Source organism: Martinezella lusitana, assembly GCF_010668395.1.
Taxonomy (GTDB): Bacteria; Pseudomonadota; Alphaproteobacteria; order Rhizobiales; family Rhizobiaceae; genus Rhizobium; species Rhizobium lusitanum_A.
In genome coordinates this window covers 80,838-104,137 of the sequence record NZ_WUEY01000004.1, presented here as the reverse complement: position 1 = coordinate 104,137, position 23,300 = coordinate 80,838, and the positions used below count along the sequence as shown (strand labels likewise).

Below are 23,300 nucleotides of genomic sequence, written 5' to 3'. Positions count from 1 at the left end.
GCTCCTCTATCGGCAGGAGGATGGCAGCATGAGCAAACCCCGTATTCTCGTCACCCGGCGTTGGCCGGTCGCGGTCGAAAAGGTTCTGTCGGAGCGCTTCGACGCCACGTTCAACACGGACGACGTCGCCCTCGATGCCGGGCAGTTGCGCGAGGCGCTGCTGACCTATGATGCGGTTCTGCCGACCGTTTCCGACAAGCTTCCGGCCGCGCTCTTCGAAGGGCAGGCGCTCCGCACGAAAATCCTCGGCAATTTCGGCGTCGGCTTCAATCATATCGATATCGCCGCTGCCAGGGAAAAGGGCATCGTCGTTACCAATACGCCCGGAGTCCTGACCGACTGCACGGCCGATATCGCCATGCTTCTTCTTCTCTCCGTTGCCCGTCGCGGCGGCGAAGGCGAGCGCGAGGTCAGGGCCGGCGCCTGGACGGGCTGGCGGCCGACGCATCTGGTCGGCACCAAGGTCACCGGCAAGACCGTCGGCATCATCGGCTTCGGCCGCATCGGCCGGGCTTTCGCGCAGCGCTGCCATTTCGGCTTCGGCATGGATGTCGTCTTCTACAATCGTTCCGCCATCGATCCGATGGAGGCCGCGCGTTATGGCGCCGTACAGCTGCAGACGGTGGAGGACGTTCTCGAGGTTTCGGATTTCGTCTCCCTTCATTGCCCCGGCGGAGCCGAAAATCGTCATCTGATGAATGCGGCCCGCTTTGCGGCAATGAAACCCGGCGCGTTCCTGATCAATACGGCAAGAGGTGATGTCGTCGACGAGGCAGCGTTGATTTCGGCTCTGGAACAAGGGACTATCCGTGGCGCGGGGCTCGACGTTTATGAGGCGGAGCCACATGTTCCCGAGCGGCTGCGGTCGCTGGACAATGTCGTGCTGCTGCCGCATCTCGGCAGCGCCACCGAAGAAACGCGCACGGCCATGGGTATGAAGGTGGTGGACAACATCACAGCTTTCTTTGCGGGCCGCGAGCCGCCGGACCGAGTGGTCTGAGCCAAGAGGGCGTTGGTCAAGGTTGAAGGCACAAGCTTGCCGGTGAAATTGCGCATCGGCAGGATATTGGGCGTCAACCGAATGAGATGCTGCCGCGCATGCCGACTCTCGGCGAGGAGGGACATTGTCCGAGAATGACTATGATGCGTTCGCCGCCGCCTATCAGGCCGACAACGAGAACAATGCCTGGAATGCCCATTACGAGCGGCCGGCGATTCTTGCGTTGGCTGGTGATGTCGCTGGGCTTCGGGTTCTCGATGCGGGGTGCGGCGGCGGCGCTCATGCCGCGGCTCTGATCGATCGAGGCGCGATCCTGACCGGCGTCGATGCCAGCGCCGGCTTGCTCGAAATCGCGCGACGTCGCCTTGAAGGGCGGGCGCGGCTGATACTGGCTGACTTGAACGAGCCTCTACCCTTCGAAGACGGCGCCTTCGATCTGGTGATCGCCTCGCTGGTGATGCATTATCTGGCGGACTGGTCACTCCCGCTTGCGGAGTTCAATCGCGTTTTGTCCGAAAGCGGCCGTCTGGTCTTTTCGACACACCACCCCTTCATGGATCACGACCTAGCCGGCCACGACAATTATTTCGAGACCTATAATTTCAGCGAGACATGGCAGCGTGGCGGCCGGGCCATCGCCATGCGTTTCTGGCATCGGCCGCTCCATGCCATGTTCGATGCGCTTAAATCGGCTGGATTTCACATCGATGTCCTGAGCGAGCCGCAGCCCGACCCAAAGGTCGATACCCTCTTCCCGGCGGCTTATAAGAGCCTGACGACCAAGCCACGGTTCCTGTTCTTCTCGGCGGTGAAGGCGTGAATATGGTCCCCTGAAGGGCTGTTCACACTTCATGCAGGACATGCGCTGCCTTGACGGCGGCGGATGCGCGGTTTTCGACGCCGAGCTTCACGTAGATCTGCTCCAGATGCTTGTTCACCGTGCGGGCGGATAGCCCGAGGATTTCGCCTATGTCGCGGTTCGACTTGCCCTTGGCGAGCCAGAGGAGGACTTCGGATTCGCGTTGCGTCAAGGAGAAGTGCTGGCGCAGGATATCGTCGTCGGCGCGCTGGTTGGTGGCCGTGAGGCGAAAGAGATATTCGTCGGCTCCGATGGCGCCGAGGAAAGTGAATTGCAGGGCGGATTGGCCGCCATTGCTGATCGACAGAAGATTGTCGCGCCCCGGCCCAAGCCGCTCGCGCTCCAGCATGAAGGCGGCGATGTGTTTGGAGGCGAGATCGAGGCCGTCGTCGCTGCCGGTGGCGGCATTGATGAGGCGGGTCGCCTGCGGCGTCGACCAATGGATGGCGCCGTTGCCCTTGACCGCCAGAAGATGGCGGCCCGCGGCGTCGAGCGCCACCCGGGCGCTCTGGGCGGAGCGGGCGTTGCGCAGGTGGACGCGAATGCGGGCGCGCAGCTCGTCGACATTGATCGGCTTGGTCAGATAATCGACGCCACCGGATTCCAGCGCATGCACCACATGCTCGGTTTCGGTCAGCCCCGTCATGAAGACGACGGGAATCTGGGCGATGCCGGCATTGGCCTTCAGCCGGCGGCAGGTTTCGAAACCATCCATCGCCGGCATGACGGCATCGAGCAGGATGAGATCCGGCGTGATGCGCTCGACGATGTTCAGCGCAGCCGATCCCGAGGTTGCGATCAGCACGGAGAAGCCGGATTGCTCCAGCGCATCGGTCAGAAAGCCGAGCGCGTCAGGCGAATCGTCCACCAGCAAGACTATGTCGCGGGGAAGGGTGGGCTCGGCCAATCTATTCTACCTTTTCAGTGTCGAAGGTGCGCAGCACGGTAAGGAAGCCGTCGAGATCGAAGGCCTGAACATAGCTGCGCAAAGCGTCTGTGAACGGTCTGTTGTCGTCGAGCTTGGCGAGGTCCGCAAGCTTCGCCTCGATGCCCCTGATATAGCCGATCTCGCCGAGCCGCATCAGCTCGCGCACATGATCTGTGCCGGGGCTCTTCAGGGGTGGCGGCGGCTTCGGCACGATCGGAGCGATGGCATCGGCATAGATCCATTGCAGGCCGAGATGCAGCGCCAGCTTGTCGCGAAGCTGGCGGATGTCGACCGGCTTGGATATGGCGTCGTTATGGCTGTCGTCGCTGTCCGTCGCGGCGGCGGCATCGCCGATATTGGCCGACAGCATCAGGATCGGCGCCGTCTGGCCGTTTTCCCGGAGCCGGGAGACGAGCTGCCAGCCATTCATGCCGGGCATGGAGATATCGACCAGAAAGAGATCCGGCTTGATGCCTTCGATCAGCGTCAGGCAGTCGGGGCCGCCGGCGGCGGTCAGCACGATGAAATCGAGCGGCGACAGGATCTCGCGCATCAGCTCGCGATGGTCTTCGTTATCGTCGACGACGACGATGGTGCGTCGCGGCCCCTCGTAGCCGGCGATGCGCTGCTCCTGCGCCGGCGGCTTCATCGGGCGGATGACGGCCGACAGCATCAGGCGCACGCGGAATGTTGAGCCCTTGTCCTTTTCGCTGGTGACGGAAATCTCGCCGCCGAGCGTGTTCGTCAGCAGCCGCGTGATGGTCAGCCCCAGACCGAGGCCCGGCATCGGCCTCACGCTGTCGGCCTCGCCGCGCTGGAAGGGCTCATAGATGCGGGTGATATCTTTCTCGGCAATCCCCCGGCCCGTATCGGCGACGGTGACGGTGGCGACCTGGTTGCGGTAGCCGACATCGAAGCGAACGCTGCCCGTATCTGTGAACTTGATGGCGTTGGAGAGCAGGTTGACGAGGATCTGCCGCAACCGCTTCTCGTCGGTGCGGACATAATCGGGCAGGGCGGCGGAGCGCTCGTGGATGAAGGCCAGCCCCTTCGCCTGTGCCTGCGGACGGAACATGTCGACGATCTGGTCGAGGAAATCCTGGATATTGATCTCGTTGGAATAGACCTGCAGGCGGCCGGCCTCGATCTTCGAAATATCCAGCAGCCCGTCGATCAGGCCCGAAAGATGCTCGGCGCTGCGGCGGATGACCTTCAAGGAGGATTGGCGGGGAGCGGGAATGGTCTCGTCGCGCTCCAGGATCTGCGCGTAGCCGAGCACGGCATTGAGGGGCGTGCGCAATTCGTGGCTCAAGCCCACCACATAACGGCTCTTGGCGCGGTTCGCCGCCTCGGCTGCCTCCTTGGCGCTCTGCAAAGCCGCATCCGTCTTCTTGTGGGCGGCAATCTCTTTCAGTAGCAGCGTGTTCTGGCGCGAGGATTCCTCCTCGGCGACCACGCGGCTGTCATGGGCGAGCACGTAGAACCAGCAGACGACGCCGGCGATGACGGCAAAGACGAAGAAGACAATCAGGATGGTGCGGTCGACCACGGAGGCCGTTTCGGGGGAAGCGGCGCCGACCTGATGCGCGATCATTGCCAGGATCGCGCCCATGGCGGTCAGTGCCAAGGCAACGGCAATGCCGTAGCGGCCGAGGCGTGTGGCGAGCCTGGCGACGATGCTTTCCGGCAGCAGAGTCTTTGCGACGGTGCCGACCTGCGTATTGAGCCGCGCTTTCGGCTTGCACATGTCATGGCAGCGGCTGTCGAGCGAACAGCAGAGCGAGCAGATCGGCGCGGCATAGGCCGGGCACCACGCCATGTCTTCCGGCTCGAACGGATGTTCGCAGATCGAGCAGGTGATGGTGGTCAGGTTTTTCCAGCTCTGTCGCGGCTTGCGGGCGAGATAGTATTTGCCCTTGGTGGCCCAGGCGATGGCGGGCGAGGCGATGAGCGCGACGATCAGGGTGATATAGGGCGCAAGCGAAGCGGCGATCGTGCCGAAGGCGCCGAAATGCGCAATCAGGGCGATGGTTGCGGAGAGCGCCATGGCGCCCAGGCCGACCGGATTGATGTCATAGAGATGCGCGCGCTTGAATTCGATGCCCGGCGGCGCCAGTCCCAGCGGCTTGTTGATGAAGAGATCGGCCGAGATGGTACAGAGCCAGGCCATGGCGATGATCGAGAAAATGCCGAGCGTCTCCTCCAGCAGCCGGTAGATGCCGAGTTCCATCAGCAAGAGCGCGATGGCGACGTTGAAGACGAGCCAGATCACGCGGCCGGGATGGCTGTGCGTCAGCCGCGAAAAGAAGTTCGACCACGCGAGCGAGCCGGCATAGGCGTTCATGACGTTGATCTTCAGCTGCGAGATCATCACGAAGGCGGCCATCAGCAGCAGCGCGGCATTGTGCCAGGGGATCATGTAGCCGAAGGCGGTGAGATACATCTGCGCGGGATCGGCGGCGCGATCGGCCGGCACGCCCGAGGTCAGCGTCAGAACGACGAGGAAGGAGCCGGCGAGCAGCTTCGGCGCGCCGATGATGACCCATCCCGGCCCGGCAAGGAAGATCGCCAGCCGATGCCGCCACTTGCGATGCCCATCCGGCGGCAGGAAGCGCAGGAAGTCGGCCTGTTCGCCGATCTGCGACATCAGCGCCAGGATGACGGCGGACGCGGCGCCGAACTCCACCAGATCGAAGGGAGCGGCGCTGCCCGGCGCGCTGGCGGGATGATGAATGCCGGCAAAGGCCCGCCAGAGATCGAACTTGCCCCAGTCGGATAGAGCGATGAAGACGAAGGGCAGGACGTTGAGAACGATCCAGAAGGGTTGTGTCAGCAGCTGGAACCGGCTGATGAGGCGCACACCATGGGTCACTAGTGGAATGACCATGACGGCGCTGACGATATAGCCGATCCATACGGGTATGCCGAGCGTCAGCTCCAGCGCGCCGGACATGATCGAGGCTTCGATCGCAAACAGCATGAAGGTGAAGCTGGCATAGATCAGCGAGGTGATGGTCGAGCCGATGTAGCCGAAGCTCGCGCCGCGCGTCAAAAGATCGATATCGACGCCGTGGCGGATGGCATAGCGGCTGATGGGCAAGCCCACCGCCAGCATGACGAGGCTGGCGACGGTAATGGCGTAGAAGGCGTTGGTGGTGCCGTAGGACAGCGTGATCGCGCCGCCGATCGCCTCAAGCGCCAGGAAGGAAATGGCGCCGATCGCCGTCTGCGAGATGCGCTGCGAGGAGAATTGCCGCGCGCTCTTGGCGGTGAAACGCAGGGCGTAGTCTTCCAGCGTCTGGTTCGCGACCCAGCGGTTGTACTCGCGTCTCACAGGAATGATGCGTTGCCGCGCAGCCATGCTTACCCTTCAGCAGTCCCGCCATCGTAATTCCGGCAGTCCAGAGATGTCGTAACATGGATCCATACGGTGCTTAAGGGCACGAGGGCGCGCAAAGCTGCACATTTCGCCCCGGCGCCTACGTCATATTACGTATGTGGTTTCCCCAGTGGCTGCCGGATAGTCGCGAAAGGCAACGGTTAATCTTCGTTTACCGGCCGTTGCGGCAGACAAAAAGAGGGGAACCACGATGAAATTCAAGACTCTCGTCTCCGGCGCGCTGCTTGGCGCCATCATGTCCACGACCGCATTCCACGGCGCCTTCGCCGCCGACGATACCATCAAGGTCGGCGTGCTGCATTCGCTTTCCGGCACCATGGCGATTTCGGAAACGACGCTGAAGGACGCCATGCTCATGCTCATCGACGAGCAGAACAAGAAGGGCGGCGTTCTCGGCAAGAAGCTCGAGCCCGTCGTCGTCGACCCGGCCTCCGACTGGCCGCTCTTTGCCGAAAAGGCCCGCGAGCTGATCGAGAAGGACAAGGTTTCCGCCGTGTTCGGCTGCTGGACCTCCGTGTCGCGCAAGTCCGTTCTGCCCGTGTTCAAGGAACTGGATTCGATCCTGTTCTATCCGGTGCAGTTCGAAGGCGAGGAGTCCGAGCGCAACGTCTTCTACACGGGTGCCGCTCCGAACCAGCAGGCGATCCCGGCCGTCGACTATCTGATGAAGAACGAAGGCGTGCAGCGCTGGGTGCTCGAAGGCACGGACTACGTCTATCCGCGCACGACCAACAAGATCCTCGAAGCCTATCTGAAGTCGAAGGGCGTCAAGGACGAAGACATCATCATCAACTACACGCCGTTCGGCTTCTCCGACTGGCAGACGGAAGTCTCCAAGATCAAGGCTTTCGGCGCCGCCGGCAAGAAGACTGCCGTCGTCTCCACGATCAACGGCGATGCCAACGTTCCCTTCTACAAGGAGCTGGGCAACCAGGGCGTCAAGGCCGAGGATATCCCGGTCGTCGCCTTCTCGGTCGGCGAAGAGGAACTGGCAGGCGTCGATACCAAGCCGCTTGTGGGGCATCTCGCCGCCTGGAACTACTTCCAGTCCGTCGACACGCCGGCCAACGCCGCCTTCATCAAGGAATGGCACGCCTACACCAAGAACGACAAGCGCGTGACCAACGACCCGATGGAAGCCGCCTATATCGGCTTCAACATGTGGGTGAAGGCAGTCGAGAAGGCCGGCACGACCGATCCCGACAAGGTCATCGATGCGCTCGTCGGCGTCTCGGTTCCGAACCTTTCGGGCGGCTATGCCACCATGATGCCGAACCACTACATCACCAAGCCGGTGCTGATCGGCGAAGTGCAGGAAAACGGCCAGTTCGACATCGTCTCGCAGACGCCTGAAGTGGTGGGCAAGGAATGGTCGGACTACCTGCCAGACAGCAAGGATCTGATCTCGGATTGGCGCATGCCGATGAACTGCGGCAACTTCAACGTTTCCACCGGCAAGTGCGGCGGCAAGGGCTCCTGAGCCGCCATCGATGCGAGATCGCCGCGGGCAGGCTTCTCTGCCCGCGGCAGCTTGAGGGGACGAGCGCAATGTTCGACAAATTCGTTTACCGCATGGCCCTGGCGCTGGTCGCCGGCTTCTGCCTGGTGCTGGTGCTGACGGCCACAGGCCTGCGCGCCCAGGAGGATGCGCACGGGCTGATCAATTCGCTCGGCCAGGCCAATTTCCAGAAGGCCGGCGAGATCGTCCAGGATCTTGCAAAGACTGGCGATCCCAAGGTCGTGCCGGCGTTGCAGGCCTTCTCGGACGGCGATCTCTACCTCCGCAAATCCGACAATCAGGTGTTCATCGCCAAATCCTCCGGTGAGACGATGGACCTGCTGGATCCTTTGAGCGGGCAGGCCGTCGGCCAGGAAGCCAAGGATAATCTCAGCAAGATCAAGATCAACAACAGCCTCCGACGCGCCGTTCGCGCGGCTCTCGGCAGTCTGACGCTGATGAGCCCGGATCGCGGCGTTCGTCTGGAAGCAGCGCAATCGGTGTTGAAATCGCCGAGCGCGGATTCGCTGGAGGCGGTCGAGACCGCACTGCAGAACGAGAAGGATGGAGAGATTCGCGCCGTGCTCGAACGGGCAAGGGCTGTTGCCGTGCTCGGCTCCGACCGTCCGCTGGAGGACAAGAAAGCCGCGATCGAGACGATCAAGAACGAAGGCGGCCGGGATGCCATCGGCATTCTCTCCTCGGTTTCCGTCGATGATAGTCTCAAGCCGGATGTCGCCGCCGCCATCGCCGGCATTCAGGAGCAGCTGAAGTTCTGGGATGCGGTGCAGAATGTCTGGTACGGCCTGTCGCTCGGCTCGGTGCTGCTGCTGGCCGCCATCGGCCTTGCCATCACCTTCGGCGTCATGGGCATCATCAACATGGCGCATGGCGAGATGGTGATGCTCGGTGCCTACTCGACCTTCGTCGTTCAAAGCATCATCCGCACCTCCTATCCCGCGCTGTTCGACTGGTCGCTGGCCATTGCCCTGCCGGTTGCCTTCATCGTCACCGGCGCCGTCGGCCTCGTCATCGAGCGCGGCGTCATCCGCTTCCTTTATGGCAGGCCGCTGGAGACGCTGCTTGCCACCTGGGGCATTTCGCTGATCCTGCAGCAGGCGGTGCGCTCGATCTTCGGGCCGACCAACCAGGAAGTCGGCAATCCCTCGTGGATGTCCGGCTCCTTCGACCTTGGCTATCTCTCGATCACCTGGAACCGTCTCTGGATCATCGTCTTCTCGCTCGGCGTCTTCGTGGCACTGCTGCTGCTCCTCAAGCGCTCGGCCTTCGGGTTGCAGATGCGGGCGGTGACGCAGAACCGGCGCATGGCCTCCTCCATGGGGATACGCACATCCTGGGTCGATGCCTTCACTTTCGCCCTGGGATCGGGCATTGCCGGCATGGCGGGCGTCGCGCTCTCGCAGATCGACAACGTCTCGCCGAACCTCGGTCAGAGCTACATTATCGACAGCTTCATGGTCGTGGTGTTCGGCGGTGTCGGCAATCTTTGGGGCACGCTCGTCGGTGCCTTCTCGCTCGGCATCCTCAACAAGTTCCTTGAACCCTATGCAGGAGCGGTGCTCGGCAAGATCCTCGTTCTTGTCCTTATCATCCTCTTCATCCAGAAACGTCCACGCGGGCTCTTCGCGCTCAAGGGAAGGGCGGTGGAAGCATGATTACCGCCTTCATTCTTCGTTCGCTCGACCGCCGCATCAGCATCGCCATTGCGATCCTGCTTGCCGTCGCAGTGCTGGTGCCGCTGTCGAACCTGCTGTTGCCGGAAACGAGTGCGCTGCATGTGCCGACCTACCTGATGTCGCTGCTCGGCAAGTATCTGACCTATGCGCTGCTCGCTTTGGCACTCGATCTGGTCTGGGGTTATTGCGGCATTCTTTCGCTCGGCCACGGCGCGTTCTTCGCGCTCGGAGGCTATGCGATGGGCATGTATCTGATGCGGCAGATCGGTTCGCGCGGCACCTACGGCAACCCGATCCTGCCCGATTTCATGGTGTTCCTGAACTGGAAGGAGCTGCCGTGGTTCTGGTACGGCTTCGATCAGTTCTGGTTCGCCATGCTCATGGTTCTGGTCGCGCCCGGCCTGCTCGCCTTCGTTTTCGGCTGGTTCGCCTTCCGATCGCGTGTCAACGGCGTCTACCTGTCGATCATCACGCAGGCGATGACCTATGCGCTGCTGCTTGCCTTCTTCCGCAACGACATGGGCTTCGGCGGCAATAATGGCCTGACCGATTTCAAGGATATCCTCGGCTTCAACATCCAGGCCGATGGCACGCGCGCCACGCTCTTTGCCGTGACGGCGTTGTTCCTGGCGTTGGCACTCCTATTATCCTCGGCCATCGTGCGTTCGAAGTTCGGCAAGGTGCTGGTCGGCGTGCGCGACGCCGAAAGCCGGACGCGCTTCCTCGGCTACCGCGTCGAACACATGAAGCTCTTCGTCTTCGTCGTATCGGCGATGATGGCGGGGATCGCCGGTGCGCTCTACGTGCCGCAGATCGGCATCATCAACCCCGGTGAATTCGCCCCGGCCAACTCGATCGAAGTGGTCATCTGGACGGCGGTCGGCGGACGGGCAACGCTGATCGGCCCGATCATCGGCGCCATCCTCGTCAACGGCGGCAAGACTGTTTTTACCGGCCTGTTTCCCGATTTCTGGCTGTTTGCGCTCGGCGGCCTGTTCGTCGCGGTGACGCTGTTCCTGCCGAAGGGCATCGTCGGCACGATCGCGCAATATCTCGGCAGGAAGCGCAAACCGGCAAGCCCGCCGCCGAAGGCCGCGAAGGATGACACCCAACAATCGGTGCAGGCTGCGGAGTAGGACCATGATCCCGGATATCAAGCCCAACAGCATGCTCTATCTCAACAACGTCTCTGTCTCTTTCGATGGCTTCAAGGCTTTGAACGCATTGTCGATCGTAATCGAACCGGGGGAGCTTCGCGCCATCATCGGCCCGAACGGCGCCGGCAAGACCACGATGATGGACATCATCACCGGCAAGACGCGTCCCGACGACGGCGAAGTGTTCTTCAACGGCCAGATCGACCTGACGAAGAAGGACGAGGCCGATATCGCCCAGCTCGGCATCGGCCGGAAATTCCAGAAGCCCACCGTCTTCGAAAGCCATACCGTCTGGGACAATCTCGAACTGGCGCTCAACCGCAATCGCGGTGTTTTCGCGACGCTCTTCTATCGGCTGACGCCTGCCGATCGCAGCCGCATCGAGGAGATCCTCGAGACGGTGCGCCTGTCACATCGCCGCGACGAGCTGGCGGCCAACCTCTCCCATGGGCAAAAGCAATGGCTGGAGATCGGCATGCTGCTCGCGCAGGAGCCGAAGCTTCTGCTGGTGGACGAGCCGGTGGCCGGCATGACGGATGCGGAGACGGCGGAGACGGCAGTGTTGCTGAAGGAGATCGCCAAGACGCGCTCGGTGGTGGTCGTCGAGCACGACATGGGCTTCATCCGTGATCTCGGCGTCAAGGTGACATGCCTGGCGGAAGGATCGGTTCTGGCGGAAGGGTCCATCGATTTCGTCAGCAGCGATCCGAAGGTGATCGAGAACTATCTGGGGCGGTGAGATGCTGACAGTCGAAAACGCAAATCTGCATTATGGCGCCGCGCAGGCGCTGCGCGGCATCTCCATCAAGGCGGAGATGGGCAAGATCACCTGCGTGCTCGGGCGCAACGGGGTCGGCAAGAGTTCGCTCTTGCGCGCCGTCACCGGGCAGCACGCGTTGTCGGCTGGCACGGTTGCCTTCAATGGCGTGGCGCTGAACGGCATGGCGCCGTTCGCCCGCGCCAAGCAGGGGATCGGCTACGTGCCGCAGGGGCGCGAGATTTTTCCCCTGCTGACGGTCAAGGAAAATCTCGAGACCGGCTATGCGCCGCTTGCCCGCCGTGACCGCACGATTCCGGATGATATCTACAATCTGTTCCCTGTGTTGAAATCCATGCTGTCGCGTCGCGGCGGCGATCTCTCCGGCGGCCAACAGCAGCAGCTGGCGATCGGCCGGGCCATGGTGACGCGGCCGAAGATGCTGGTGCTGGACGAGCCGACCGAGGGTATCCAGCCGTCGATCATCAAGGATATCGGCAGGGCGATCCGCTATCTGAGGGATTCCACCGGCATGGCGATCCTGCTGGTCGAGCAATATCTCGATTTCTGCCGCGAGCTTGCCGACTACGTCTACATCATGGATCGCGGCGAGATCGTGCATGAGGGGCTGGCGGAGACGCTGGATACGCCCGAGGCCCGCAGGCACCTGACCGTCTGAGGCGGTTGCCTTTCTTTTCGGCGTTTGGTGAAAAATGCGGCTGAGGTGCCCGGCGGCAGGCCATGATCGCGAGGGATCGCATAAGGCACAGAAATTGCTTGCGTTTATTCCTTGCCGGGTTTCAATGACCGGGCATCGGCATGATGTGGTGTGTGGAGAGGCAGATGGCAATGACGGCGGCAGGCACAAGACCGCAGCGGGCGCGTGGTCGCGGCCATCTTGCGGCCAAGTGGCTGGGCGGCCGAACGCGCCTTGCCGAGCTCTATCAGGAGGGGGCGGCCAAGATCCGATTGCCCGAGACCTTCGACCACTCCATGGAAGCAGTCATCATCAACACGGCCGGCGGCTTGACCGGCGGCGACCGGATGGACTGGAGCGTCGTTGCCGCGCCGGGCACGCGCATCGATGTGACGACGCAGGCCTGCGAGAAGATCTACAAGGCTTCGGCCGGCACGGCCGAGGTGGAGACGTCGATCAAGGTCGGCAGCGGCGCGAGGGTCGATTGGCTGCCGCAGGAGACGATCCTGTTCGACCGCGCCTCGCTTTCGCGTGCGTTGAACGTCGAGCTTGGCGACACGGCGGAATTCCTGGCCGTCGAGGCGATCCTGCTCGGGCGGAAAGCCATGGGCGAAGCGATGGAGCAGGGGCTGTTCCGCGACCGCTGGCGCATCCGTCGCGGCGGCCGGCTGGTTCATGCCGAGGAGCTGCGCCTGGACGGCGATGTCGCCGGATTGACGGCCAAGGCGGCCGTGTTGAGCGGTCAGGTTGCCTTTGCGACCCTGCTTTATGTCGGGCCGCAGGCCGAGACCTATCTTGGCCGAATCCGGCCCCTCCTCGAAACCCATATGGGAGGCGCGAGCCAGTGGGGCGAAAAGCTCGTCGTGCGGCTCGCCGCCGCCGATGGCTTCGCGCTCAGAAAAATCCTCATCCCGATCATTTCCGCCTTGCGCAATGGAGCGCCTGTGCCGAAAGTCTGGAACCTGTAGTCTCCGGAGATAGATGACTTTAGGTCCGCTTGACCTGAAATCATCCGGCTCCAAAATCAAAGAAGCGGAGCATGATGCCGTCCGAAACCCGCTCACACTTTTCGGCGTCGCGCTCTGAAAACCGCAATCACATAGGTAGGCGATGAACCTCACTCCGAGAGAAAAAGACAAGCTGCTGATTTCCATGGCGGCAATGGTGGCGAGGCGGCGGCTGGAGCGCGGCGTGAAGCTCAATCATCCCGAAGCTATCGCGCTGATAACGGACTTCGTCGTCGAAGGTGCGCGCGACGGCCGGCCGGTTGCCGAGCTGATGGAGGCCGGCGCCCACGTCATTACCCGGGATCAGGTGATGGAAGGCATTGCCGAAATGATCCACGACGTTCAGGTCGAGGCGACATTTCCCGACGGGACCAAGCTCGTGACCGTCCACGAGCCGATCCGGTGAGGCTGCCATGCTGGAGCTGAGACCCAATTGCGAATGCTGCGACAAGGATCTGCCGCCGGAAAGCAGCGAGGCGATGATCTGCACCTTCGAGTGTACGTTTTGTGCCGATTGCGCCGATAATGTCTTGGGTGGCGCCTGCCCGAATTGCGGCGGTGACTTCGCCCGTCGCCCCGTCCGCCCGGCGGCGTTGCTTGCCAAATATCCTGCTTCGACCAAGCGTATTCTGAAAGCAGAGGGATGTGCGCCCGTCCGGGCCGCATGAGGAGAAAATCATGATCCCAGGTGAAATCATCGCTGCGAGCGGCGACATCGAACTCAATACCGGAGCGCCGACCGTGTCGCTGGAGGTGTCCAATACCGGCGACAGGCCCGTGCAGGTCGGCAGCCACTATCATTTTGCCGAAACCAATGCCGGGCTTTCTTTCGATCGCGACCAGGCAAAGGGGATGCGGCTCGATATTCCCGCCGGGACCGCCGTGCGTTTCGAGCCGGGGCAGACGCGTTCCGTGACGCTGATCCCCTTGTCGGGCAAGCGTGAAGTCTACGGCTTCCGTCAGCAGGTCATGGGCAAGCTTTAGGTTTTCTTGGGGGGAATTGCATGTCGATGAAATTGCTTATGCCCGCTGCAGCTCTTGCCGCAATCCTGCTCTGCGGTTCTGCTTTTGCACAGAACGCTGCGGATGAACCGAAGATCGATTGCGCCAAGGCGGAAGCGCAGACGGATCTGAACATTTGTGCCGCGCGCGATTTCGACACGGCCGACAAGGCGCTGAACGTGCAATACAAGAAGACGCGTGCTGCGATGATCGCCATCGATGCCGATCTGGACGACGATATGAAAGGTGCCGAAAAGGCGCTCATCAAGGCGCAGCGCGCCTGGGTGGACTATCGCGACGGCGAATGCGAGGCGCAAGGGTTCCAGGCTCGCGGCGGTTCCATGGAGCCCATGCTCGTTTCGGGCTGCAAGGCGGACCTGACCACGAAGCGCACCAAGGAATTGAAGGATCTCGCCGACGGGCCGGAGGGCGATCAGTGAGCGCCAGGCGCAGCGTGATGATCGTCGGCAATGGTGAGATTGCGGCAGGCTCAGCCGCCGCGATCGACGCCGCCGATCTCGTGATCCGCTTCAACGATTGCCGCTCGATGGGCGCCGGGGGCAGCCGGACGGATGTCGTCGCCGTCTGCAATACGGGCCGGCCGGCGCGCGCCATGCTCGGCTCGGCCGAATGGCGCAAGAGCCCTGCCGTCGCTTCTGCATCGGAAATCTGGAGCGTTCGCGATCCAGGCAAATTCGCCGCGCTGCGTGCGTCGCTGGCGATTTCGCATCCGGAACTCGACGATTTCTGCGATGACTATACGGACCAGTTTGCCGCCTTCTGCCAGGCAACGGGCAAACGTCATGTGGTGATCGGCCAGTCTGTTCACGAGGGCGTCGATGCCGCGCTCGCCGACCATGATCCCGGCTCCTACGTGGTGCCGAGCAGCGGCATGATCGTCATTGCCGATGTGTTGTTGCGCCATCCGAACGACGATGTCGCCATTACCGGCTTTAGCCATACCGGCTGGGAGGAGCATCCGTTTGCCGCCGAGAAATGGCTGGTGGACGCTTACATCTCCCTCGGCCGCCTGAAACGCCTTGCCGACACGAACCTCATCTCTGCCTCCCAAGGAGACTGATTCATGCCCTACAAGATTTCCCGCGCCGCCTACGCCAACATGTTCGGACCGACTGTGGGCGACAAGGTTCGTCTCGCCGATACCGAGTTGTTCATCGAGGTGGAGAAGGATTTCACCACCTATGGCGAGGAAGTGAAGTTCGGCGGCGGCAAGGTCATTCGCGACGGCATGGGGCAGAGCCAGGTGACGCGGGCAAACGGCGCCGTCGATACCGTCATCACCAATGCGCTGATCCTCGACCATTGGGGGATCGTCAAAGCCGATATCGGCCTGAAGGACGGCCGCATCGTCGCGATCGGCAAGGCCGGCAATCCGGATACGCAGCCTGATCTCAACATCATCGTCGGACCGGGCACGGAGGCGATCGCGGGCGAGGGCAAGATCGTCACCGCCGGCGGCATGGACAGCCATATCCATTTCATCTGCCCGCAGCAGATCGAGGAAGCGCTGATGTCGGGCATCACCACCATGCTTGGCGGCGGCACCGGCCCGGCGCATGGGACGCTGGCGACGACCTGCACGCCGGGTCCCTGGCACCTGGCGCGCATGATCGAATCCTTCGACGCCTTTCCCATGAACATCGGCCTGTCGGCCAAGGGCAACGCGTCTCTGCCGGCGGCGCTGGAGGAAATGGTGCTCGGCGGCGCTTGCGCATTGAAGCTGCATGAGGATTGGGGCACGACGCCAGCGGCGATCGACTGCTGCCTCAGCGTTGCCGACGAATACGATGTCCAGGTGATGATTCACACGGATACGTTGAACGAAAGCGGCTTCGTGGAAGACACGATCGGCGCCATCAAGGGCCGTACGATCCATGCCTTCCACACGGAAGGCGCCGGCGGCGGCCACGCTCCCGACATCATCAAGATCTGCGGTCAGTCGAACGTCATTCCCTCCTCGACCAATCCGACGCGGCCCTACACGGTTAATACCATCGCCGAGCATCTGGACATGCTGATGGTGTGCCATCACCTGTCTCCGTCGATCCCCGAGGATATCGCCTTTGCCGAAAGCCGCATCCGCAAGGAGACGATCGCGGCGGAGGATATTCTCCACGATATCGGCGCATTCTCGATCATTTCATCAGACAGCCAGGCCATGGGCCGCGTCGGAGAAGTGGCGATCCGCACCTGGCAGACCGCCGACAAGATGAAGCGCCAGCGTGGCCGACTGGCCCAGGAGATTGGCGACAACGACAATTTCCGCGTGAAGCGCTACATCGCAAAATATACGATCAACCCGGCGATCGCGCACGGCGTCAGCCATGAGGTCGGGTCGATCGAGGTCGGCAAGCGTGCCGATCTGGTTCTCTGGAACCCGGCCTTCTTCGGCGTGAAGCCCGAGATGATCCTGCTCGGCGGCTCCATCGCCGCGGCACCCATGGGCGATCCGAATGCCTCGATCCCGACGCCACAGCCGATGCACTACCGGCCGATGTTCGGCGCCTACGGCAGGAACCGGACGAATTCCTCCGTGACCTTCGTTTCCCAGGCCGCGTTCGATGCCGGGCTTGCCGGCAAGCTCGGCATCGCCAAGACGCTGCTGCCCGTCCGGAACACGCGCGGCGGCATCTCAAAGGCGTCGATGATCCATAACAACCTGACGCCGCATATCGAGGTGGATCCGGAAACCTACGAGGTGCGCGCGGACGGCGAACTTCTGACCTGCGAACCGGCGACGGTGCTGCCGATGGCGCAACGCTATTTCCTCTTCTGAGGATCTTTTGGCCATCAGCCATCGGCGAATGTGAAAGCCCCGGCAATCCGGGGCTTTTCTTCTGCTGCGCACTGAATACAGCATTATCGAAGATGGGAAGCGGTGGCGCCGCGGTGTCGCATTCTTGTCGGCAAACTGGATTTTGCGGGTGTGTGCTTCCTACTGTTCACAACTTGGGAAATGCCGCGCATTTTAATCATTGCATTAAAGACCTGGAAGCGTCTTGGCCCCTATCTCACATGTTCGAAACGGTGGGCTGAGGAAGGTGAATCGCATGAAACAATGGATTTCGCTGCAGGCCGAACTCGGTAACTTTCAGCAGCGACGTGCGATTTTTATTTTCGCGCTTAAGATGAGTTTTGTCGCCGTCATCATGTCGCTTGCGATCATCCTGACGTTATTGCTCGTGCTGCAATGGCTCGATCTTCTGCCGCTGCCGATTCTGGAGGCGATGCGCCTCGGCGTTCTCCTGGCCTGGATCATCGGCGGAACCGTGTCCGGCGCGCTGGCGATGCTGGCCGGCTTTTCGATCCACAAGCTTGCCGTTTCCCGCGCCGAGTTCGAGCGGTTGAGCCGCACAGATACGCTGTCCGGCCTCCTCAACCGCCGCGCCTTCACCGAAGCGTTGAACATGGCTGGGGACGGCGCGTCTCTGGTGATCTTCGATGTCGACCGCTTCAAGACCATCAACGATCGCTTCGGGCACGCATCCGGCGATGCCGTGATCGTTGCCGTGTCGCAGATGTTTTCGGATGTCTTTGTTGGAAACGACGTCGTTGCGCGGCTCGGCGGGGAGGAGTTCGGTGCCATCATCCACGGCGGCGATACGGCGGAGCGCATCGCCCGCGTCGAAGAGGTCAAGGAGCAGATTGCCGGGCATTCGATTTCTGTCGATGGCGGGTCGGTGAAGATCACCATTTCCGCCGGTATCGCCGACATCGGCAAAGATCGCAAGACGGAGACCGTCTATGCCGCGGCCGACAAAGCCCTTTATCTGGCCAAGACGCTCGGCCGAAACCGCGTCATGCACGAGCGCGAGCGATTGTCCCAGGTCTGGCATCGCTGTGCGACCGAGCACGAACAGGAAGCGACGACCGATGTGAGGGAATTGCAACGGTATGTGCAGCGGATGTAGTCGCGCCAAGCGCCATAGCCGCTTGCACTGAGGGCGACTATTTTGCATGGTCTGACAAAGCTCTCATTTGGAACCGCCATGCAACGCGTTACCTCCTATCTGCCGGCCGGCACCCCTTCCTCCAATCCGATCGATCGCGTCGTCCTGCCGCACGATCTGCGCCATCTGCGCCGCAAGCTGCTGCATCTCGAAAACGGCGAGATGGTCATGCTCGACCTCAAGGAGCCGGTGCTGTTCGCCAGTGGCGATCTGCTGGTGCGCGAGGATGGCGAGCTGATCGAGATCGTGGCTGCGGACGAAAAGCTCTTCGAGATCCGTCCGCGCGACCGCAGGCATCTGATCGAACTTGCCTGGCATCTCGGCAACCGGCATCTTTCCGCACAGATCGAGGAAGAGCGCATCCTGATCCTGCGCGATCATGTAATCCGCTCCATGCTCGAAGGGCTGGGCGCGACGGTGACCGAAGTGAGCGAGCCTTTCCAGCCTGCCCGCGGCGCCTATCATTCCCATAGCGGCCATTCGCATGGCCACGGCCAGCATCATGACCATGGGCACGATCACCACGACCACTCGCATGATTGAACGCTGATGACCGATACGGCGGTGACGGACAATCGCGATCTGCAGGCGCTCCTGCGGTTGATGGCTTGGCTGTCGCCCGCGTTTCCGGTGGGATCCTTCGCCTATTCCGGCGGCCTGGAGCGTGCCGTCCACGACGGCCTGGTGGGCGACGGCATCGGGCTCAAGGATTGGATTGCGGCCCTCATCCGGCATGGTTCGGTATGGAATGACGCGGTGCTGCTGGCCGAGGCGCATCGCGCCGGTGGGGACATGACGCGGCTTGCAGCCGTTGCCGAACTCGCCGAGGCGCTGGCCGGCTCGAAAGAGCGCCATAATGAGACCATGCTGCTTGGCGATGCCTTCCTCTCGGCGGCGGCCGCCTGGCCGCACGAGATCTTTTCCATGCTTCCGGCAAGGACGGCTTATCCGGTTGCGGTCGGGGCCGTTGCGGGGGCGCATGGCATCCCGGCCGAAAAGGCCACCGCCGCCTTCCTTCATGCGCTTGTCTCGCAGATGGTTTCGGCTGGTATCCGCCTCGGCATCGGCGGACAGAAGGAAGGCGTCGCCATCCTTGCGCGGCTGGAGGATCTCCTTGCCGATGTGGCGCGGCGCGCAGCGCACTCAAGCCTTGACGAACTCGGCTCGGCGAGCGTCCACGCGGACATTGCGAGCTTGAGGCATGAAACCCAGGGCACGCGGCTCTTTCGTTCGTGATGTCCATTGCCGGGAAAATACCGAAATCGAAGCACGGCCTACGTCATTCGCCGCTGTGCGGCGGCGAGGTGCTTCGCTATGCTATCGCTTTATCGGAGTTGCGAGCATGAAATCGAGAAATGGACCCTTGCGTGTCGGCATCGGCGGCCCGGTCGGTTCGGGCAAGACGGCGCTGACGGAGAAGCTGTGCAAGGCGATGCGCGACGATTATTCCGTCGCCGTCGTCACCAACGATATCTATACGACCGAGGACGCCGAGGCGCTGGTGCGGATGCAGGCGCTGACGTCGGATCGCATCGTCGGCGTCGAAACGGGCGGGTGCCCCCATACGGCAATCCGCGAAGACGCGACGATCAACCTGCAGGCTATCGCCGGCCTGAACGAGCGGCTTCCCGACCTGGACGTGGTCTTCATCGAATCCGGCGGAGACAACCTGGCGGCAACCTTCTCGCCTGACCTTGCCGACATCACCATCTACGTGATTTCGGTTTGCCAGGGCGAGGAAATCCCGCGCAAGGGCGGCCCCGGCATTACCAGATCGGACCTTCTCGTCATCAACAAGAAGGATCTGGCGCCCTTCGTGGAAGTCGATCTCGACGTGATGGATCGGGATGCGGCCCGGATGCGTCAGGCTCGTCCCTTCGTTTTTTCCGACATGAAGCGAGGCGAGGGCGTCGGCAGGATCGTCGATTTCCTAAAGGAACAGGGCGGCCTTTGAGCCGCCCCGTCATTTCTCGTATATCCAGTTAGGCCGTCTTATTCCGCCGCGAAGGGCGGGAGCTTCAGCACATTCGTGCCTGCCGGCTTTGCGCTGCGCGTGCCCCTGCTTTCCATGATCTCCAGGCGCTCTTCCAACGTGGCGAGCGACTGCCGGTTTTCGTTGACGGCGGCCGCCAGGCCTTCCTTGGTCACGACCTCGTCATCCGCATCCTTCTTGCCGACAAGCTTGCCGAAGAGGAAGCCGAGCAGGCGCGACAGGTCGTTCATGATCAGGAAGAAGGACGGCACGACCACCAGGCTGAGCACGGTGGAGACGATGATGCCGCCGATCACGGCAATGGCCATCGGTGCGCGGAAGGAGCCGCCTTCGCCGACACCGAGGGCGGACGGCAACATGCCGGCCGACATGGCGATCGAGGTCATGATGATCGGGCGGGCCCGCTTGCGGCCGGCTTCGACGACCGCTTCCAGCCGCGGCATGCCCTGATGCATCATCTCGATGGCGAAATCGACCAGAAGGATGGCGTTCTTCGTCACGATGCCCATGAGCATCAGAATGCCAATCATGACGGGCATGGAAAGCGCGTTGCCGGTCAGGATCAATGCCAGCGCCACGCCGCCGATCGCCAAGGGCAGCGACAGCAGAATGGTGAAGGGCTGGATGATGTCCTTGAACAGCAGGATCAGCACCGTCAGAACAAGCAGAAGGCCAAGCAGCATGGCATTACCGAAGCTCTGCTGCATTTCCTTCTGGACCTTGGTGTCGCCGCTTTCCGCCAGATGCACCGTTGTCGGGATCTTGGCGTTGTTGACGATGTCGAGGAAGTGTTCGGACGCCGTATCCAGCGCCACGCCCTGCGGCAGGTCGGCGCCGATGGCGACGACGCGGTAGCGGTTGTTGCGCTTGATGGAAGACAGGCCTTCCGAATAGTCGATGTCGGCAACGCTCGATAGCGGAACCGTGGTGCCCGAGGCGGTCTTGATGCGCAGGGCGCGGATCGCCGCCAGATCGCGGCGCATGCCGAGCGAGGCCTGAACGCGGATCGGGATCTGGCGGTCGTCGAGCGAGATCTTCGCGAGCGAGGCGTCGATATCGCCGATGGTGGCCACGCGGATGGTATCGGAAATCATCTGCGGGGTGATGCCGAGGCGCGCGGCTTCGTCCTTGCGCGGATAGATCTGTAGTTCGGGACGCGGCAGGGCGCCGTCGGCGCTGACATTGGCGAGCGCCGGGTCGGTCCGCAGCTTGGCTTCCAGAATGCCGACGGCCTGGTTCAGATCCTTCTCGCTACGCGAGAGGAAGTTATAGGTCAGGTCGCGGTCGCCACGGTCGTTCAGCTTGGTGATGCGGACGTCGGGGATCGAGCGCAGCTTCGCAAAGACTTCCTTTTCCACATCCCACTGCGGCCGAACGCGGCCGTGGACGGCGACCTTCGGCAAGTAAGGGCCGATGACCGGCAGCGAGCCGAGAACATCGTTCACCAGCTTCTTCGTCAGCGACTGGTCGAGCTTGCCGAGCGTCAGCGTCACGGTTGCGCGGCGCAGTTCCAGATCGCCCTTCGGCGATGCGCCGCCGAGAACGAAGACGTTTTCAACGCCGTCGATATCCTTCACGCGCCGATAGATTTCGTTGGTCGCAAGTTCCGTGTCGTCGAGCCGCGCATTCGGCGGCAATTCGGCCGACAGCACGATGCGCGAGGAATCGTCCGGCGGAATGAAGCTGCCGGGGACGAACATCACGAGGGCGACAACGGAGGCGACCGAGAAGGCGAAGGCGGCAATCAGCGTCGGATAGCGCGTGTACCAGCGCTTCGTCGTCTGCCGCACCAGCCAGCTATAGCCGCGCATGAAGCGGCCGTCATTGTCGTGATGATCTTCGACGCCATCCTCGGCGCGCATCAGATAGGCCGCCATCATCGGCGTTATCAGGCGCGCCACCAGCAGCGAGAAGAACACCGAGAAGGCGACCGTGAGGCCGAACTGGATGAAATACTGGCCCGGGATGCCAGGCATGAACGAGACGGGCACGAAGACCGCGATGATGGTGAATGTGGTCGCGATCACCGCCAGGCCGATTTCGTCGGCAGCATCGATGGCGGCCCGATATGGCGTCTTGCCCATCTTGATGTGGCGGGCGATATTTTCGATTTCGACGATGGCGTCGTCCACGAGAATACCGGTCGCCAGCGTCAGCGCCAGGAAGCTCACGAGGTTCAGCGAAAAGCCGATCTGGTGCATGACCCAGAAGGTCGGGATCGCAGACAGCGGCAACGCAACCGCCGATATCAGCGTCGCGCGCCAGTTCCGCAGGAACAGGAACACCACGATAACGGCCAGCAGGGCGCCTTCGAGCAGCGTATGCATCGCGGACTCGTAGTTGCCGTAGGTGTAGTAAACGGCGTCGTCGATCATCTCTATCGAGACGTTCGGGTTCTCCACGCGTACCTTGCTGAGCGTATCGGCCACCGTCTTCGCGACCGTTACTTCGCTGGCGCCCTTGGCGCGGAACACGCCGAAGGTGACGACAGGCGCGCTGTCGAAGCGCGAGAAGGATTTCGGTTCCTGATAGGTGTCCTTGATTACGCCGAGATCGGAGAGCTTGACGAAGCGGCCGTTGGTGAGCGCGATCGTGGTATCGGCAAGCTGGGCGACATTGCGGGCGTCGCCGAGCACGCGGATCGCCTGTTCGCTGCCGGCAACCTGGCCGCGGCCGGAGCCGAGATCGATATTGGTGCTGCGCAGCTGCTGGCTCACCGAAAGCGCCGTGATACCGTAGGCGTTCAGCTTGTTCGGATCGAGCTCGATGCGCACTTCGCGGTCGGCGCCGCCGTAGCGGTCGACGCGGCCGATGCCCGCCTGGCCCTGCAGGGCGCGCTTGACGGTATCGTCCACGAACCAGGACAGTTCTTCCAGCGTCATGTTCGGCGAGGAAACTGCAAAACTCTGGATCGCCTGGCCTTCGACGTCGACCTTGGAGACGATTGGCTCGTCGATCGTGGAGGGCAGGTTGCCGCGGATGCGGTCGATGGCGTCCTTGGTGTCCTGAACCGCCTGCTCCGTCGGCACTTCCAGGCGGAAGATGACCACGGTCTGCGACTGGCCGTCGGTGACGGTCGACTGGATCTCGTCGATGCCGTTGATGCCGGCGACCGCGTCTTCGACCTCCTTCGTCACCTGCATTTCGAGCTCGGCCGGCGAGGCACCGCTCTGCGTTACGGTGACGTTGACAACAGGCACATCGATGTTCGGGAAGCGGGTGATCGGCAGATTGAAGAACGCGTGCGCGCCCACCACCATCAGCAGGAAGAAGCCGAGGAGCGGCGCGACCGGATTTCGGATTGACCAGGCGGAGAAGTTCATCTTGCCGTTCT

Annotated in this window: 21 protein-coding genes; 18 read left to right on the top strand and 3 right to left on the bottom strand. The window is 62.3% G+C overall.

All coding sequences use genetic code 11. The features are described 5' to 3' along the window. Positions 1 to 28 precede the first annotated feature (28 nt). On the top strand, positions 29 to 1,000 hold the full coding sequence (locus tag GR212_RS10545) for a 2-hydroxyacid dehydrogenase (protein ID WP_163986440.1): 972 nt from the start codon (positions 29 to 31) through the stop codon (positions 998 to 1,000). Between the two features lie 124 nt (positions 1,001 to 1,124). After that, positions 1,125 to 1,820 carry a class I SAM-dependent methyltransferase gene (locus tag GR212_RS10540; protein WP_163986439.1) on the top strand — a complete coding sequence of 232 codons (696 nt, stop codon included), beginning with the start codon at positions 1,125 to 1,127 and terminating at the stop codon, positions 1,818 to 1,820. 22 nt (positions 1,821 to 1,842) lie between these two features. Here GR212_RS10540 and GR212_RS10535 read toward each other — a convergent pair whose 3' ends face one another. Together GR212_RS10535 and GR212_RS10530 are read right to left on the bottom strand one after the other, a co-directional pair. Beyond that, positions 1,843 to 2,766 carry a response regulator transcription factor gene (locus GR212_RS10535; RefSeq protein ID WP_163986438.1) on the bottom strand — a complete coding sequence of 308 codons (924 nt, stop codon included), beginning with the start codon at positions 2,764 to 2,766 and terminating at the stop codon, positions 1,843 to 1,845. A 1-nt stretch (position 2,767) separates the two neighbouring features. Further along, positions 2,768 to 6,148 (bottom strand): hybrid sensor histidine kinase/response regulator, encoded by a 3,381-nt coding sequence (locus GR212_RS10530; protein ID WP_163986437.1) that lies wholly within the window; start codon positions 6,146 to 6,148, stop codon positions 2,768 to 2,770. A gap of 229 nt (positions 6,149 to 6,377) precedes the next feature. Here GR212_RS10530 and urtA point away from each other — a divergent pair, with 229 nt between their 5' ends. The 16 genes from urtA (at position 6,378) to ureG (ending at position 19,927) form a co-directional block, all read left to right on the top strand. Next, the gene (gene urtA / locus GR212_RS10525; protein ID WP_163986436.1) at positions 6,378 to 7,667 is read left to right on the top strand and encodes an urea ABC transporter substrate-binding protein; all 1,290 of its coding nucleotides are present in this window, start codon (positions 6,378 to 6,380) and stop codon (positions 7,665 to 7,667) included. Positions 7,668 to 7,735: 68 nt separating this feature from the next. Further along, on the top strand, positions 7,736 to 9,361 hold the full coding sequence (gene urtB, locus GR212_RS10520) for an urea ABC transporter permease subunit UrtB (protein ID WP_163986435.1): 1,626 nt from the start codon (positions 7,736 to 7,738) through the stop codon (positions 9,359 to 9,361). Continuing rightward, positions 9,358 to 10,518 (top strand): urea ABC transporter permease subunit UrtC, encoded by a 1,161-nt coding sequence (urtC, locus tag GR212_RS10515; protein ID WP_163986434.1) that lies wholly within the window; start codon positions 9,358 to 9,360, stop codon positions 10,516 to 10,518. The genes urtB and urtC overlap by 4 nt, the downstream gene beginning before the upstream one ends. A gap of 4 nt (positions 10,519 to 10,522) precedes the next feature. Then, entirely contained in the window at positions 10,523 to 11,278 is a 756-nt protein-coding gene (gene urtD, locus GR212_RS10510; RefSeq protein ID WP_163986433.1) for an urea ABC transporter ATP-binding protein UrtD, read from the top strand. A 1-nt stretch (position 11,279) separates the two neighbouring features. Beyond that, positions 11,280 to 11,975 carry an urea ABC transporter ATP-binding subunit UrtE gene (gene urtE / locus GR212_RS10505; RefSeq protein ID WP_163986432.1) on the top strand — a complete coding sequence of 232 codons (696 nt, stop codon included), beginning with the start codon at positions 11,280 to 11,282 and terminating at the stop codon, positions 11,973 to 11,975. Positions 11,976 to 12,139: 164 nt separating this feature from the next. Further along, positions 12,140 to 12,961 (top strand): urease accessory protein UreD, encoded by an 822-nt coding sequence (locus tag GR212_RS10500; protein WP_163986431.1) that lies wholly within the window; start codon positions 12,140 to 12,142, stop codon positions 12,959 to 12,961. A gap of 142 nt (positions 12,962 to 13,103) precedes the next feature. After that, entirely contained in the window at positions 13,104 to 13,406 is a 303-nt protein-coding gene (locus GR212_RS10495) for an urease subunit gamma (protein WP_034503828.1), read from the top strand. 7 nt (positions 13,407 to 13,413) lie between these two features. Beyond that, a complete protein-coding gene (locus tag GR212_RS10490) occupies positions 13,414 to 13,668 on the top strand; it encodes a DUF1272 domain-containing protein (protein ID WP_163986430.1) in 255 nt (84 codons plus the stop codon). Positions 13,669 to 13,678: 10 nt separating this feature from the next. Next, positions 13,679 to 13,984, top strand: coding sequence for an urease subunit beta (locus GR212_RS10485; RefSeq protein WP_163986429.1), 306 nt, complete (start codon positions 13,679 to 13,681; stop codon positions 13,982 to 13,984). A 26-nt stretch (positions 13,985 to 14,010) separates the two neighbouring features. Next, positions 14,011 to 14,442, top strand: a complete 432-nt coding sequence (locus GR212_RS10480) for a lysozyme inhibitor LprI family protein (protein ID WP_163986931.1) — start codon at positions 14,011 to 14,013, stop codon at positions 14,440 to 14,442. Between the two features lie 17 nt (positions 14,443 to 14,459). After that, positions 14,460 to 15,083, top strand: a complete 624-nt coding sequence (locus tag GR212_RS10475) for a Urease operon accessory protein (RefSeq protein ID WP_163986930.1) — start codon at positions 14,460 to 14,462, stop codon at positions 15,081 to 15,083. 3 nt (positions 15,084 to 15,086) lie between these two features. After that, complete coding sequence (gene ureC / locus GR212_RS10470) at positions 15,087 to 16,799, top strand: urease subunit alpha (protein WP_163986428.1); 1,713 nt, start codon at positions 15,087 to 15,089, stop codon at positions 16,797 to 16,799. A 274-nt stretch (positions 16,800 to 17,073) separates the two neighbouring features. Further along, the gene (locus GR212_RS10465; protein WP_163986427.1) at positions 17,074 to 17,934 is read left to right on the top strand and encodes a GGDEF domain-containing protein; all 861 of its coding nucleotides are present in this window, start codon (positions 17,074 to 17,076) and stop codon (positions 17,932 to 17,934) included. A 78-nt stretch (positions 17,935 to 18,012) separates the two neighbouring features. After that, complete coding sequence (ureE, locus tag GR212_RS10460) at positions 18,013 to 18,516, top strand: urease accessory protein UreE (protein WP_163986426.1); 504 nt, start codon at positions 18,013 to 18,015, stop codon at positions 18,514 to 18,516. A 21-nt stretch (positions 18,517 to 18,537) separates the two neighbouring features. Then, positions 18,538 to 19,209 (top strand): urease accessory protein UreF, encoded by a 672-nt coding sequence (locus GR212_RS10455; protein ID WP_348643461.1) that lies wholly within the window; start codon positions 18,538 to 18,540, stop codon positions 19,207 to 19,209. Between the two features lie 106 nt (positions 19,210 to 19,315). Continuing rightward, positions 19,316 to 19,927: an urease accessory protein UreG gene (gene ureG, locus GR212_RS10450; protein WP_163986424.1), complete on the top strand. Its 612-nt coding sequence runs from the start codon at positions 19,316 to 19,318 to the stop codon at positions 19,925 to 19,927. 38 nt (positions 19,928 to 19,965) lie between these two features. Here ureG and GR212_RS10445 read toward each other — a convergent pair whose 3' ends face one another. Next, positions 19,966 to 23,289, bottom strand: a complete 3,324-nt coding sequence (locus tag GR212_RS10445; RefSeq protein ID WP_163986423.1) for an efflux RND transporter permease subunit — start codon at positions 23,287 to 23,289, stop codon at positions 19,966 to 19,968. Positions 23,290 to 23,300 lie beyond the last annotated feature (11 nt).

What these genes read in the sequence shown, in the direction of transcription:
- GR212_RS10545 (WP_163986440.1), top strand. Translation starts at nt 29, where the DNA reads ATGAGCAAACCCCGTATTCTCGTCACCCGGCGTTGGCCGGTCGCGGTC.
- GR212_RS10530 (WP_163986437.1), bottom strand. Translation starts at nt 6,148, where the DNA reads ATGGCTGCGCGGCAACGCATCATTCCTGTGAGACGCGAGTACAACCGC.
- urtA (WP_163986436.1), top strand. Translation starts at nt 6,378, where the DNA reads ATGAAATTCAAGACTCTCGTCTCCGGCGCGCTGCTTGGCGCCATCATG.
- urtB (WP_163986435.1), top strand. Translation starts at nt 7,736, where the DNA reads ATGTTCGACAAATTCGTTTACCGCATGGCCCTGGCGCTGGTCGCCGGC.
- urtC (WP_163986434.1), top strand. Translation starts at nt 9,358, where the DNA reads ATGATTACCGCCTTCATTCTTCGTTCGCTCGACCGCCGCATCAGCATC.
- urtD (WP_163986433.1), top strand. Translation starts at nt 10,523, where the DNA reads ATGATCCCGGATATCAAGCCCAACAGCATGCTCTATCTCAACAACGTC.
- urtE (WP_163986432.1), top strand. Translation starts at nt 11,280, where the DNA reads ATGCTGACAGTCGAAAACGCAAATCTGCATTATGGCGCCGCGCAGGCG.
- GR212_RS10500 (WP_163986431.1), top strand. Translation starts at nt 12,140, where the DNA reads ATGGCAATGACGGCGGCAGGCACAAGACCGCAGCGGGCGCGTGGTCGC.
- GR212_RS10495 (WP_034503828.1), top strand. Translation starts at nt 13,104, where the DNA reads ATGAACCTCACTCCGAGAGAAAAAGACAAGCTGCTGATTTCCATGGCG.
- GR212_RS10490 (WP_163986430.1), top strand. Translation starts at nt 13,414, where the DNA reads ATGCTGGAGCTGAGACCCAATTGCGAATGCTGCGACAAGGATCTGCCG.
- GR212_RS10485 (WP_163986429.1), top strand. Translation starts at nt 13,679, where the DNA reads ATGATCCCAGGTGAAATCATCGCTGCGAGCGGCGACATCGAACTCAAT.
- GR212_RS10480 (WP_163986931.1), top strand. Translation starts at nt 14,011, where the DNA reads ATGAAATTGCTTATGCCCGCTGCAGCTCTTGCCGCAATCCTGCTCTGC.
- GR212_RS10475 (WP_163986930.1), top strand. Translation starts at nt 14,460, where the DNA reads ATGATCGTCGGCAATGGTGAGATTGCGGCAGGCTCAGCCGCCGCGATC.
- ureC (WP_163986428.1), top strand. Translation starts at nt 15,087, where the DNA reads ATGCCCTACAAGATTTCCCGCGCCGCCTACGCCAACATGTTCGGACCG.
- GR212_RS10465 (WP_163986427.1), top strand. Translation starts at nt 17,074, where the DNA reads ATGAAACAATGGATTTCGCTGCAGGCCGAACTCGGTAACTTTCAGCAG.
- ureE (WP_163986426.1), top strand. Translation starts at nt 18,013, where the DNA reads ATGCAACGCGTTACCTCCTATCTGCCGGCCGGCACCCCTTCCTCCAAT.
- ureG (WP_163986424.1), top strand. Translation starts at nt 19,316, where the DNA reads ATGAAATCGAGAAATGGACCCTTGCGTGTCGGCATCGGCGGCCCGGTC.
- GR212_RS10445 (WP_163986423.1), bottom strand. Translation starts at nt 23,289, where the DNA reads ATGAACTTCTCCGCCTGGTCAATCCGAAATCCGGTCGCGCCGCTCCTC.